The following is a 12273-nucleotide window of genomic DNA, read 5'->3' on the forward strand; positions in this document are numbered from 1 at the left end:
AGGGCAGAAAAACGACGCGACTGGACAGAGAGAAACGCTGTTCACTTCTGCGGAACAGGTTTTCCCACGGACTCGGTCACCACGACGTGATGGTCACGTCCCTGAGCGGCCGGTCCAGCGGGATAGACACCTGTCCACCGGTGTAGTGCGAGATGTAGAACCCGGCGATTATCTCCAGCGACCGGGTGGCTTCTTCGCCCGTCGACGGGTTCGAGCGGTCGCCGTCGAGGACGCGGACGACGTCGCCGGCCGCGTTCGCGAACGCGTCCCGGTAGTCCTCGTCCCACGTCCACGCGCCCTCGATGCCCGGCAGCGACGCCTCGACGTGGTCGCCGTCCTCCAGGCGCCAGTAGCGCCACTCGCCGTCGTCGTTGTTGAGGTAGAGCTTGCCCTCGCTGCCGACGAACTGGAGCGTCATCGACGACTCCGCCCGGGGGATGGTGCAGTCGATAGTGACGAAGGTGCCGTCGTCCATCACGACGAACCCGCCGCCGCCGGCGTCGTCGACCCGTTCGGCCGCTTCCAGCGAGTCGACGGCCTCGTTCTCGCCGGTGATGTACCCGGAGACGGTGTCGGCCCGGTCGTCCAACAGGTAGACGAGCGTATCCAGCAGGTGTGTGGAGTTGCGGAGCAGTTCCATCCGGAACTGGGTCGCGACCGAGTGCACGTCGCCGATGATGTCCTCGTCCTGCACGAGGTCGCGGAGTCGCTGGAGTTTGGTCGTGAAGCGAAAGGAGTGGTTCACGAGCAGTTCGGTGTCCGTCTCCGCACAGACGTCGACCATCTCCTCGGCGTCGGTCACCGAGGAGGCGATGGGTTTCTCGCACCAGACGAGCGACGGGTCGGCCGCCGACCGGGCCGCGTCGACGACGTGGTCGGCGTGGAGATACGACGGCGTGCACACCGAGACGACGTCTAGATCCTCGGCGTCGAGCATCGCCTCGTGGCCGACGTACCGCCGGTCCGCGGGGACGTCCCAGGCCTCGCCGAACCGGGTCAGTTTCTCCTCGTCGACGTCGGCCACGGCGACGAGTTCGATGCCCTCCGTGGCGTCGTAGCCGCCCGCGTGACTGGCTCTGACCTTCTTCTGCCCGATGTCTTCCTCGTCGTGCATCCCGAGGATGCCCATCCCTGCGATACCGCCCGTTCCGATGATACCGGCTCTGTACGTCATCTCACTCGTAGGTGTGCCGACTTCCGGTCTGGTTGTCCTCGATGTAGTCCCAGTCGTAGTCGACGCCCAGTCCCGGCCCGTCCGGGACTTCGACCATGCCGTTCTCGTCGACGGTGTCTATCATGTCGGAGTAGTCGCCCTCGTACACCGGCGGTTGCGTGTTGGGACAGTCCGGGTGGACCAGCGCGAGTTCGTAGTAGTTCGTGTTGCGGATGGCCGCGATGCAGTGGCGCTGGGCGGGGCCGGGCGCGTGGAACTCCACGTCGAGGCCGAACCCCTCTGCGACGCTGGCCCGCTTCATCGCCCCGGTGATGCCGGCGTCGTACTCCGGGTCCGCACGCAGGAAGTCCGTCGCCTCGTTGGCGACGAAGTCCGTCGCCGGTTCGAGGCCGCGGACGTGTTCGGTCTGGAGGATGGGCGTGTCCAGCGCCTGCCGGAGTTTGCGGTGGCCGTGCTGTGAGATGCCGCCGTCCCGGTACGGGTCCTCGTACCAGAAGAAGCCCACCTCGTCCAGCGCACGGCCGAGTTTCAGCGCGTCGGCGAACGTCTCCAGTTCGCAGGCCGGGTCGTGCATCAGATCCATCTCGTCGCCGACCCGGTCCCCGACGGCGTGGACCGCCGCTATCTCTCTGTCGAGGTCACGCGCGCCCTCGCTCCCGCCCCAGCCGTGAATCTTGAACGCGCCGTAGCCCAGTTCCAGACACTCCTCGGCGAAGTCCGCGAAGGCTTCGGGCGTGTCGAGGCCGCCGTTCTCGTCGCCGTGATACGTCGACGCGTAGGCGGGGAACTTCTCTCGGTAGGTGCCCAGCAGTTCGTGGATGGGTGCGTCGTGGTACTTCCCGGCGAAGTCCCAGAGGGCGATGTCGATGGGCCCCATCCCCATCCGGTCGTACTTCCGGAGCGCTCGCTTCACTTCGCTCCAGTGTTTCTCCCGTTCCAGCGGGTTCTTCCCCACGAGGTAGTTCGCGAACGTGTTTATCTGGGCCGCGCCCGGCGAGTTACCGCCGACGTACTCGCCCGTGATGCCCTCGTCCGTGTGAATCTTGAGACCGAACAGCTTTCGTTCGGTCACCGACCCGGGTTCGTAGACGAGGTTGAACCCGTGTTGGTCTGTGCCCACGTCCTCGATAGGATAGGAGAACTCCACTGACTCGATGCTGGTAATCTCCGGCGCCATACAGGTACCATCAGATACCATCACAATAAACGTGCGTGCTCCCCCGGGCGATTGCCGCCACGCGGTGGCCGGCCGCGGCCGTCACAGACGACCGTGCAGCCAGTCTGGCCGCTCTCACCGGTGGATTCATGCCGTCGTGGTGAGACGATTACTGTGTCATGGTAGGGCACACCGAGTACGACTACACCGGCGAGTCCGCTATCGTCACCGGGTCGACGAAGGGCATCGGCCGGGGCATCGCCGAGGGACTCGCCGACGCCGGGGCGAACGTCGTCGTCAACGCCCGGGACGAGAACGAGGTGACCGACGCCGCCGACGAACTGGCCGACCGCGGGCCGGGCGACGCTGTCGGCGTCGCGGCGGACGTCGGCGACCCGGCGGCCATCGAGCGACTCGTCGAGACGGCCGTCGACGCCTTCGGGGAGATAGACCTCCTCGTCAACAACGCGGCGACGTGGCCCCGCGAGGACTCGCTCGTCGAGTCGACGCTGGACCAGTGGAACCGGACGATGGACGTCAACGTCCGGTCGCAGTACTACGCGGCGAAACTCGTCGCCGAGCACATGATAGCCGAGGGTGTCGAGGGGTGTATCGTCAACCACACGAGTCAGGCGGGCGACCGGCGCACCGGCCCGTTCGGCCTGTACGGCATCTCGAAGACGTCGATAAACGGGCTGACGTGGCGGATGGCACAAGAACTGGCCGAGCACGGTATCAGGATGAACGCCGTCTCGACGGACGTCACGGAGACGGCCCAGACCCGCTACGAGGCCGAGGTGGAAGCGAGGGACGACCCGGACCGGACGGCCGAGGAGATACTCCGGGAGCGCGGCGAGAAACGGCCGCTCGGCCGACTCGGCCAACCCGAGGACCTCGCGGACGCGGTGCTGTGGCTGGCCAGCGACCGGGCCGACTACGTGGTCGGCGACGTCGTCAGAGTGAGCGGCGGGGGGAATCTGGAGTGATTCGATGCGATTCGTAGACACGCACACGCATACGTGGGGCCCCGACACCGAGGAACTGCCGTGGCCGGTCGACATCCTGCCGCCGGGCTGGGAGGGCGCGTACACCGCTCACGACCTGATAGCCGACATGGACGCCGCCGGCGTCGAGGAGAGCGTCGTGGTCACGACGCCGCTGTACGGCCGCGGCGTGCGTGCCAACGAGTACACGATGCGGTCCATCGAGGCCTATCCCGACCGGCTGTGGGGCGTCGGCCTGATGGACTTCTACGGTGACCCCGAACAGGTCCGGGCGGACCTCCGGCGCGTCGTCGGCCACGACCGGATGCTCGGCGTCAGGATGCACGCCTGTCTGGCCTACGAGGAACACTCGACGGAACTGGACCGGACCGCCGACTGGATACTCGACGACGCCCTCGAACCCGTCTGGGACGAGGCCGCCGCGCAGGATACCGCGGTGTTCGTCTTCCCGAAGGCCGACCAGATTTCGATGCTCGCGACGCTGGCAGAGCGGTACCCGGACGTTCAGATAGTCGTCGACCACATGGCCTACCCCGACGAGACGACCGACCCGGACGAGGCACCGTGGACCGACTTCGAATCGCTGGCCGACCACGACAACGTCGCCGTCAAGGTGAGTTCGCTCCCCCGGTCGAGCGACGAGTCGTGGCCCTACGAGGACCTCTGGGACTACGTCCGACACCTCGCGGACTGGTTCGGGACCGAGCGGCTGATGCTCGGGTCGGACTACCCGTGGATGGACGACTGGGCCGACTACGAGGCCTGTCTCTCGTGGGTAGAGGAGGCCCCGTTCCTCTCGGCCCGGGACTACTCGTACATGGCCCACCGGACGTTCGAGGCCGTTCACGAGCGGTAGACTAGTTACTCACCCTAGATGTTTATCCTGCCACTGCGTCTTACGTCGGTATGGCCGCGACGATAGAGCGCATCGAGACCGTCGAGTTCAGCTACGACTTGCCGGACGTGGGGACGCCGCCGGGCGGGTTCGACGTCGTCTACGACCCCGGCAACGTGATGCAGCGCCGTCTGTTCGCCGTGAGAATCACGGTTAGCGACGGACTAACCGGGGAGTACGTCGGTAGCAACTCGCCGGGTGCGGCCCAGATAAACACCGTCGCCGACTATCTCCTCGGCCGCGACCCGACGCGGCGCGAACACCACTGGTCGGAACTGAAACGGGCGCTCCGGAAGTACGACCGGATGGGCATCGGCCCGCTGGACATCGCCCTCTGGGACTACGCGGGCCAGAAGCACGGCGCGCCGATTCACGAGTTGCTGGGGAGCTATCGCGAGCGACTGCCGGCCTACGCGTCGACGTATCAGGGCGACCGGAGCGGGGGGCTGGACTCGCCGGCGGCCTACGCCGACTTCGCCGAGGCGTGTCTGGAGATGGGGTACCCGGGGTACAAGGTCCACGGCTGGGACGGCGACTGGCGCGACCCGGACCTGTTGGAAGCCACGGTGCGCGCCGTCGGGGACCGGGTCGGCGACGAGATGGACCTGATGGTCGACCCGGCGTGTGACCTCGACACCTTCGCCGAGGCCCTGCAGGTCGGCCGGGCCTGTGACGACCACGGCTACCTCTGGTACGAGGACCCGTACCGGGACGGCGGCATCTCACAGCACGGCCACCGGAAGCTACGCCAACAAATAGACACGCCGCTCCTCCAGACCGAGCACGTTCGTGGACTGGAACCCCACACCGACTTCGTGGCGACGGAGGCGACGGATTTCGTCCGGGCGGACCCGGAGTACGACGCCGGCATCACCGGGGCGACGAAGATTGCGAACGTCGCAGAGGGGTTCGGGCTGGACGTGGAGTTCCACGCGCCTGGCCCGGCACAGCGTCACTGCATGGCTGCGACGCGGAACGCGAACTACTACGAGATGGCGCTGGTCCACCCCGACGCACCGAACACGACGCCGCCGGTGTATCGGGGCGACTACCGCGACGAGATAGACGCCGTCGACGACGCGGGTACCGTGCCCGTCCCGGACGGCCCGGGGCTGGGCGTCGACTACGACTGGGACTACATCGAGGCCAACGAGACGGGACGGCGAGTGTACGAGTGAGCGCCGTCCACGGGGTCAGAGGTCGGCCGTCTGTTCGCCACGCTCCGCGTCGGGCTGCCCGGCGACCATGCGCTTGACGATTTCGTCCTGGTCGAACTCGTCGGCGTCGATGATGCCGGCACTGCGACCCTGATGGAGGACGTGGACGCGGTCCGCGGCCCGCCTGATGTAGTCGAGGTTGTGGGAGATGAGGACGATGGAGATGCCCTGACTCTGCATCCGGTCGATAAGTTGGAGGACCCTGTCGGCACCCTCGACCGAGAGGGCGCTCGTCGGTTCGTCCATGATGACGATTTTCGGGTCCGAGAGGAGCGTCCGCGAGATGCTGACGAGTTGCCGTTCGCCGCCCGAGAGGTTCGACACTTTCTCGGCGACGTCGACGTGTATCTCGAGGTCGTCGAGCAGTTCCTGTGCGCGCTCGCGCATCGCCGACTTGTCGAGCACGCCGAAGAGGCTGTCGGGCCCGCTGACCGACTCGCGGCCGAGAAAGATGTTCTGTGTGACAGTGAGGTTGCCGGCGACGGCGAGGTCCTGAAACGTCGTCTCGATGCCCAAATCCTTCGCGACGCGTGGGTTCGGAATCTCGACGCGCTCCCCGTCGACGTGAATCGTCCCCGAATCCGGCTGGAGCGCCCCGGCCAGACACTTGATGAGGGTCGACTTCCCGGCGCCGTTGTCGCCCGCCAGCGCGAGAATCTCGTTGCGTCGGAGGCGGAACGTGACGTCTTCCAGCGCTACCACCTCGCCGAACGTCTTCGTTATCCCCTCCATCTCGACGATGTGGTCGACGTCGCGCTGAGTCGCCTCGGCCATGGCTGTGAAATGTCGGTGGGACAATAAAAGCGTTCGCCCCGACGGGGCCGGGAGTGAGCGGCGGCAGACCTGTCAACTGTGCCAAAGTTATAATACCGCGACGGCAGAACCGATACGGCATGGCGCGCACGGCCGTCGACTTCGGCGCTGCCCGGGAGCAGGTGACGCTCGAACAGCTAGGCCAGTACGGGCCGATACTCGGTCTCGTCGGCCTCTACGTCGCGTTCACCGTCCTGAACGACCGGTTCCTCACCGTGGGCAATCAGGTGAACGTCCTCCAACAGGTGTCGATTATCGGCATCATGGCCATCGGCGTCACCTTCCCGATTCTCTGTGCGGAGATCGACCTGAGCATCGCACAGGTGATGGAGATATCGGGGCTCACCATCGCGACGCTCGCCGTCGGCGCTCGCCTGTTCGAGGGCTTCGCAATCCCCGTCGTAGCGGCCATCGTCGTCGGCCTGTCGCTGGGCGGGACGTTCGGCGCCGTCTCGGGGTTCGTCACCGCCCGGTTCGGCGTCCCCTCCTTCATGACGACGTTGGCGATGCTGTTCCTCGCCGACGGGCTCGGCCTCATCGTCTCGGGGAACCGCCCCATCATCGGACTACCGCCGTCGCTGACCGCACTGGGCGGGTCGCGAGTGTTCGGCTTCCCCAGCATCGTCGTCGTCTTCCTCACGTTACTCGTCGTCTCCCAGTTGCTCCTCTCGTACACCAAGTTCGGCCTCTACATCTACGCTATCGGGGGCGACAGGCAGGCCGCAGAACGCATGGGTATCAACGTCCCGGTGGTGCGCCTCGGGACGCTGGTCATCTCCGGCGTGTTCGCGGGCATCGCTGGCCTCGTCACCCTCGGCCGTCTCGGGAGCGCCATCCCGACGATGGGGTCCGGACTCCTCCTCCCGCCCATCGCAGCCGTCATCCTCGGGGGCGCGAACCTCTTCGGCGGGTCCGGGAACATGGTCGGAACGCTCGTCGGGGTCCTCATCCTCGGCGTCCTCCAGAACGGCCTGAACCTCATGGGCGTCGGACCCTCGGGCCAACTCGTCGCGCAGGGCATCGTCCTGATGCTGGCCGTCCTCGCGAACGTCGTCGGACAGGACTGATTCCTGATAACTGAAATAACCTTCATTTCCACCGATACTTCTTTCACACCGCGTGTCGAACTGTGGTAGTGTATGTCACGCGACATTCCCAGACGGCGGTTTATCCGTACCGGAGCGATTGTAGGGACGGCGCTCGTCGCTGGCTGTGGTGGTGACGGCGGCGACGGCGGCGGTGACGGTGGCGGAACGACCGAGACGACCGCTAGCGACGGTGGCGACGGTGGTGACGGTGGCGGTGACGGCGATGACGGCGAGCAGACGACGACCGAGAGCGGACCGCCCTCCGTCGCGCTCTCGGTCCCGTCGCTGGAGTTCACGTTCTTCGCCCGGATGCAGAACGCGTTCGACGCCGCCAAGAGCGAAGGGACCGTCGCCTCGGACTCCACGTTCTACGACGCCGGGAACTCACAGAGCACGCAGGTCTCCGACGTCGAGACGGCCATCTCGAACGAGGTAGACCTCCTGCTCATCTCGGCCATCACGGCCGAGGGCGTCATCAGCGCTATCCGACAGGCCAACGACGCCGGCATCCCCGTCGTCGCCATCGACCGGAACGTCGCCGAGGGGGATACCGTGAGTTACGTCGCCTCCGACAACGTCCAACTCGGCCGCCGGTCGACGGAGCTCTGTCTCTCCTTCATGCAGGAGATGGGCCAGCAGGACACCTACAACGTCGTCCAGCTGGAGGGCACCCCCGGCGCGAGCGTGACCAACGACCGGGGCGAAGGGTTCAGCAACGCCGTCAGCGAGAACGACAGTCTGAACCGCCTCGCGAGCCAGACTGGCGAGTTCTCCACCCAGAACGCCCTGAGCGTCATGGAGGACTTCATCACCCAGTACGGCGACGAGATAGACGGCGTGTTCTGCCAGAACGACCTGATGGCGCTCGGCGCCCATCGGGCGCTCCAGAACGCGAACATGTCGGTGCCAGTCACCGGCATCGACGGTACGGAGGCGTGGGTGCAGTTGTTCTCGGACAACCAGTTCTACGGGACCATCGCACAGTTGCCCGAGGAGATGGTCGACACCGCCATCGAGACGGGGAAGGCCCACCTCGCCGGGGACGACGTCGAGGACACCATCGTCATCGAAGGGCTCGAAGTCACTCAAGCGAACGCCTCCGACTACCTCGGCCAGTACTTCGGCTGAACGCGGCCGTCGGCGGCGTTCGACTGTTCCCGGACAGTCCGGCCCGCCGCGGTAGTCGGTCACTACTGCGAACGGACAGCCGACCGAACACGACCACCACACATGACACAGGACACGATTCACGCGACGTGGGGGGATTGGCTCGCCGAGGAGATAGCGCAGGCCACGCCCGACGGGGTCGCCGTCTGGTACCTCGGCTGTAACGGCTTCGTCCTGAAGTCGGCGACGACGACGCTGTACGTCGACCCGTACTTCGGTGACGGCGACCCGCCGAAACTCGTCCGGATGATTCCGGTCCCGATGGACTCCGCAGACGGGACGGCCGACGCCGTCCTCGTCACGCACGAACACATCGACCACATGCACCCGCCGTCGTACGGACCGCTCCTCGACGACGGCGGGACGCTCCACGCTCCGCAAGCGTCGTACGACGCGCCCGACTACGACGGCCACCTGCGAGTCGACGAGGACCAGCGCTCGGTCGTCGACGAGGGCGACTCGTTCACCGTCGGGGACTTCACGGTCCACGTCAGAGGCGCCGACGACGGCGACGCCATCGAACCGGTCTCCTACGTCGTCGAACACGACGCGGGGACGTTCTTCCATCCGGGGGACAGCAAACCGGCCGACGCCTTCGCAGGAATCGGCGAGGCGTTCGACGTCGACCTCGGCGTCCTCGCGTTCGGCACCGTCGGCCGCATCCACCACACCGAGGACGGCGAGACGCGACCGACGAAGTGGTACATGTCCGAGAACGAGGTGGTCGAGGCCGCGAACGACCTGCAACTGGACCGCCTCCTGCCGTCGCACTTCGACATGTGGAAGGGCGTCGCCGGTGACCCGAAGGTCCTGCACGAACACGTCGCGTCCTACGAGTATCCCCGCACGCTGGAGGTGGTCCGCGTCGGCGACCGGGTCGACGTCGGGTCCTCGGGCGTCGTCCCGCCGTCGACGCACCGCTGAGACCTAGCCGAGTTCGACGACGCGCCCGTCCTCGGCGGCCTCGTAGACGCCCTTGAGCGCCCGGATGTCGACCAGTCCGTGTTCCCCGTCGGCGTACGGGTCCTCGCCGGTCAGCAGGCAGTGCGAGAAGTACTCGAACTCCTCTTCCATCTGGTCTATCTGCTCGAAGGAGACGTCGATGTCCGACCCGCCGTGGGAGACGTGGAGTCGCCGCTCGTCCCACGGGTAGAAGGCCGGTTCGACGCGGACTTCCCCCTCCGTGCCGGTCACTCTGATGTGACTCGCCATCGCGGCGTTCTGACTGGCCGTGCAGACGGCGAACGTGTGGTCCGGGAAGTCGACCTGGAAGGCGGCGTGTTCGTCCGGGACGTCGTCGAACTCCGGTCGTACGGACGCGACCGACCCCTGCACGCGCACCGGGTCGGCGTCTAACAGGAACCGAGCGGTGTTGAGCGAGTAGATGCCGATGTCCATCGTCGCACACCCGCCGGACAACTCCCAGTCGAGCCGCCACTGGTCCGGGTCCGGGACGAGTTCGAGGATGGGTTCGCTCATGTTGCCGTGGACGAACACCGGGTCGCCGACGTACCCCGCGTCGACGACGTCCTTGGCCCGCCGGACGGCCGGTTCGGTGTGCATCCGGTAGGCGACCATCAGCGTCACGTCGTGTTCGTTACACGCCGCGACCATCTGCTCGGCACGGTCGACGGTCGCCTCCATCGGCTTCTCGCAGAGGACGTCCTTCCCGAGTTCGGCAGCCGTCTCGACGAACGGCAGGTGCCGGGCGTTCGGCGTGACGACGTAGACGGCGTCGTAGGCCTCGCTGGCGGCGCCGTCGTGGAACTCCTCGTAGGTGACGGCGTGGTCGACCGTCGCCGAGTCGGCGGCGACGGACTCGGCTTTCTCCCGGTCGCCGCTGACCAGCACCGTCGTCTCACAGAGGTCACCCGACGCGACGGCCGGCATCGCCTGCTCCCGGGTCCACCAGCCGAGCCCCACCATCGCGAACCTGACGGGGTCGTCCGTCTCGGTCACGTGCTGCCAGTCGCGTCGGTCGAACTCGTCTGTCAGCGCGGTCAGTTCCATACCGGTCGTTCAGTCCCGGTGACAAAAGAGCTACCGCCGGCGTCGGGACTAGCCGGTCACCGCCTCAACGACGTCTTCGAAGGCGCGGGTGAGGACGGCCCCGTCGACGCCGATGGCGACGTACTGTGCGCCCGCGGCTATCCACTGCCGGGCCATCTCGGGGTCGTCGGCGTACGTCCCGACGACCGTCCCCGCGTCCGCCGCCCGGTCGCACACCTCCTGCATCAGGGCTTCGACGCGGTCGTCCCGCACCTGCCCCGGGATGCCGAGCGACTGTGACATGTCGTACGGGCCGAGGAACAACACGTCGATGCCGTCGACGGCGACGATGTCGTCGAGGTTCTCCACGCCTCGCTCGCCCTCGATGTGGACGACGACAGCCGTCGTCTCGTTCTGCCGGTCGGTGTAGTCGTCGCCCCCGGTGTACCCTCCGGCGCGGACGTACGGGGAGAACCCGCGGGACCCGAGCGGGTCGAAGCGTGCGTGGTCGACGGCCGCCCGGGCGTCCGCGCCCGTCTCGACCTGTGGAATCTCGACGCCCGCCGCGCCGATGTCGAGCGCTCGCTGTATCTCGGCTTCAGAGTTGTTCCGGACTCGAACGACGGGGGCGGCACCGGCGCGCTCCGCGGCCGCACACATGCCGACGCAGGACTCGGCGGTCAGCGGCCCGTGTTCCTGGTCGAGGATGGTGAAGTCGAACCCGGCGACGCCGGCTATCTCGGCGGCCATCGGCGAGTCGATGAGTTGGAACGTCCCGAGGAGCGTCTCGCCGTCCAGTAACCGCGCTCTCAGCGACGGTGAGGCCATACCGTACGTCGGTCGTCGTGTCACTTGAAACTAACTTCTGCTCCAAGGTCCGACAGTCCTCGTCACGGGAATCAGATTGAGAGTGTCCGCCCTCCCGAACGGCCGGTCGCCCGTCCAGTGGCCCGTCTACGAGTACGCCATGTTGATTTCGATGACGTTGGCCGAGGAGCGGAGCAGTTCCGGAATCTCCTCGTGGAACAGGTCGCCTTTGATGCGGGTCGTCGGGCCGGAGACGCTGAGGGCCGCGACGACGCGCCCGTCCTCGGAGACGACCGGTGCGGCCACACACCGGAGGCCCGGGAGCCGTTCCTCGCGGTCGTACGCGTACCCCCGGTCACGGATGGCGTCGAGTTCCGCCTTCAGTTCGTCCGGGTCGGTGATGGTGTTCTCCGTCCGTTCCGGGAGGCCGTGGGTCTCGATGATTTCGTCGACGCGGTCCTCGGGGAGTTCGGCGAGAATCGTCTTCCCGAGGGCGGTGCAGTGGAGTTTCACGCGCTTGCCGGCGTAGGTGTCGACGCTGACGGCTTCCGTCCCTTCGGCCCGCGTGATGTAGACGCCCGTCCCGTGTTCCTCGACGGCGGCGTTGGCCATCTCGCCCGTCTCCTCGGCCAGTGCGAGCACCTCTGGACGAGCCTTCTCGTAGATGTCCATCCTGTTTCGCGTGTACTCCCCGAGTTCCAGAAAGCGCAGGCCGACACGGTAGACACCGTCCTCGCAGTTGATGTACTCCTCTTCCGTGAGCGTCTGGAGGTGGTTGTGGACGGTACTCTTCGCGATACCGAGTTCGTCCGCGACGGTCGTGACCCCCGCCCCGTCGAGGCGTTTCAGTTCCTCGATGATTCGCAACGACGTCTTGGTCGCGTCGATGGTGTTGTTCTGACCGGCCATATGGCCGGTACGGAACCCTCGCATATAGATGTGTTCACCACGGCGGAACAGGTG

General features: G+C 66.6%; 12 protein-coding genes. 6 read left to right on the plus strand and 6 right to left on the minus strand.

The features are described 5' to 3' along the window. Positions 1 to 76: 76 nt before the first annotated feature. Complete coding sequence (locus EGH21_RS09150) at positions 77 to 1174, minus strand: Gfo/Idh/MocA family protein (RefSeq protein ID WP_220618172.1); 1098 nt, start codon at positions 1172 to 1174, stop codon at positions 77 to 79. A 1-nt stretch (position 1175) separates the two neighbouring features. After that, complete coding sequence (locus EGH21_RS09155) at positions 1176 to 2351, minus strand: mandelate racemase family protein (RefSeq protein WP_220618173.1); 1176 nt, start codon at positions 2349 to 2351, stop codon at positions 1176 to 1178. Positions 2352 to 2509: 158 nt separating this feature from the next. On the opposite strand from EGH21_RS09155, the gene EGH21_RS09160 reads away from it, so the two are divergent. Genes EGH21_RS09160 through EGH21_RS09170 form a run of 3 tightly spaced genes read left to right on the plus strand, consistent with a single transcriptional unit; the run spans position 2510 to position 5407 of the window. After that, entirely contained in the window at positions 2510 to 3316 is an 807-nt protein-coding gene (locus tag EGH21_RS09160; RefSeq protein WP_220618174.1) for an SDR family NAD(P)-dependent oxidoreductase, read from the plus strand. Positions 3317 to 3320: 4 nt separating this feature from the next. Further along, the gene (locus EGH21_RS09165; protein WP_220618175.1) at positions 3321 to 4190 is read left to right on the plus strand and encodes an amidohydrolase family protein; all 870 of its coding nucleotides are present in this window, start codon (positions 3321 to 3323) and stop codon (positions 4188 to 4190) included. A 50-nt stretch (positions 4191 to 4240) separates the two neighbouring features. Beyond that, positions 4241 to 5407 carry an enolase C-terminal domain-like protein gene (locus EGH21_RS09170; RefSeq protein WP_220618176.1) on the plus strand — a complete coding sequence of 389 codons (1167 nt, stop codon included), beginning with the start codon at positions 4241 to 4243 and terminating at the stop codon, positions 5405 to 5407. A gap of 15 nt (positions 5408 to 5422) precedes the next feature. Here the strand turns inward: EGH21_RS09170 and EGH21_RS09175 are convergent, their stop codons facing one another. Next, positions 5423 to 6220: an ATP-binding cassette domain-containing protein gene (locus EGH21_RS09175; protein WP_220618177.1), complete on the minus strand. Its 798-nt coding sequence runs from the start codon at positions 6218 to 6220 to the stop codon at positions 5423 to 5425. Between the two features lie 119 nt (positions 6221 to 6339). Here EGH21_RS09175 and EGH21_RS09180 point away from each other — a divergent pair, with 119 nt between their 5' ends. From EGH21_RS09180 to EGH21_RS09190, 3 genes are all read left to right on the plus strand, one after another. Then, positions 6340 to 7326: an ABC transporter permease gene (locus tag EGH21_RS09180; protein WP_220618178.1), complete on the plus strand. Its 987-nt coding sequence runs from the start codon at positions 6340 to 6342 to the stop codon at positions 7324 to 7326. A 72-nt stretch (positions 7327 to 7398) separates the two neighbouring features. Further along, on the plus strand, positions 7399 to 8475 hold the full coding sequence (locus EGH21_RS09185) for a substrate-binding domain-containing protein (protein ID WP_220618179.1): 1077 nt from the start codon (positions 7399 to 7401) through the stop codon (positions 8473 to 8475). 102 nt (positions 8476 to 8577) lie between these two features. After that, entirely contained in the window at positions 8578 to 9438 is an 861-nt protein-coding gene (locus EGH21_RS09190) for an MBL fold metallo-hydrolase (protein WP_220618180.1), read from the plus strand. Between the two features lie 3 nt (positions 9439 to 9441). Here EGH21_RS09190 and gfo6 read toward each other — a convergent pair whose 3' ends face one another. From gfo6 to EGH21_RS09205, 3 genes are all read right to left on the minus strand, one after another. Beyond that, the gene (gene gfo6 / locus EGH21_RS09195) at positions 9442 to 10524 is read right to left on the minus strand and encodes a D-xylose 1-dehydrogenase Gfo6 (RefSeq protein ID WP_220618181.1); all 1083 of its coding nucleotides are present in this window, start codon (positions 10522 to 10524) and stop codon (positions 9442 to 9444) included. Between the two features lie 48 nt (positions 10525 to 10572). Continuing rightward, entirely contained in the window at positions 10573 to 11331 is a 759-nt protein-coding gene (locus tag EGH21_RS09200) for an HpcH/HpaI aldolase family protein (RefSeq protein WP_220618182.1), read from the minus strand. A 126-nt stretch (positions 11332 to 11457) separates the two neighbouring features. After that, entirely contained in the window at positions 11458 to 12219 is a 762-nt protein-coding gene (locus tag EGH21_RS09205) for an IclR family transcriptional regulator (RefSeq protein WP_220618183.1), read from the minus strand. Positions 12220 to 12273 lie beyond the last annotated feature (54 nt).

Origin of the sequence: Haloarcula rubra (genome assembly GCF_019599465.1) — an archaeon.
Taxonomy (GTDB): Archaea; Halobacteriota; Halobacteria; order Halobacteriales; family Haloarculaceae; genus Haloarcula; species Haloarcula rubra.

Excerpts from the sequence above, each read along its gene's own strand:
- EGH21_RS09165 (WP_220618175.1), top strand. The coding sequence starts at position 3,321 with ATGCGATTCGTAGACACGCACACGCATACGTGGGGCCCCGACACCGAG.
- EGH21_RS09155 (WP_220618173.1), bottom strand. The coding sequence starts at position 2,351 with ATGGCGCCGGAGATTACCAGCATCGAGTCAGTGGAGTTCTCCTATCCT.
- EGH21_RS09190 (WP_220618180.1), top strand. The coding sequence starts at position 8,578 with ATGACACAGGACACGATTCACGCGACGTGGGGGGATTGGCTCGCCGAG.
- EGH21_RS09175 (WP_220618177.1), bottom strand. The coding sequence starts at position 6,220 with ATGGCCGAGGCGACTCAGCGCGACGTCGACCACATCGTCGAGATGGAG.
- EGH21_RS09180 (WP_220618178.1), top strand. The coding sequence starts at position 6,340 with ATGGCGCGCACGGCCGTCGACTTCGGCGCTGCCCGGGAGCAGGTGACG.
- EGH21_RS09170 (WP_220618176.1), top strand. The coding sequence starts at position 4,241 with ATGGCCGCGACGATAGAGCGCATCGAGACCGTCGAGTTCAGCTACGAC.
- EGH21_RS09200 (WP_220618182.1), bottom strand. The coding sequence starts at position 11,331 with ATGGCCTCACCGTCGCTGAGAGCGCGGTTACTGGACGGCGAGACGCTC.
- gfo6 (WP_220618181.1), bottom strand. The coding sequence starts at position 10,524 with ATGGAACTGACCGCGCTGACAGACGAGTTCGACCGACGCGACTGGCAG.
- EGH21_RS09150 (WP_220618172.1), bottom strand. The coding sequence starts at position 1,174 with ATGACGTACAGAGCCGGTATCATCGGAACGGGCGGTATCGCAGGGATG.
- EGH21_RS09205 (WP_220618183.1), bottom strand. The coding sequence starts at position 12,219 with ATGGCCGGTCAGAACAACACCATCGACGCGACCAAGACGTCGTTGCGA.
- EGH21_RS09160 (WP_220618174.1), top strand. The coding sequence starts at position 2,510 with ATGGTAGGGCACACCGAGTACGACTACACCGGCGAGTCCGCTATCGTC.
- EGH21_RS09185 (WP_220618179.1), top strand. The coding sequence starts at position 7,399 with ATGTCACGCGACATTCCCAGACGGCGGTTTATCCGTACCGGAGCGATT.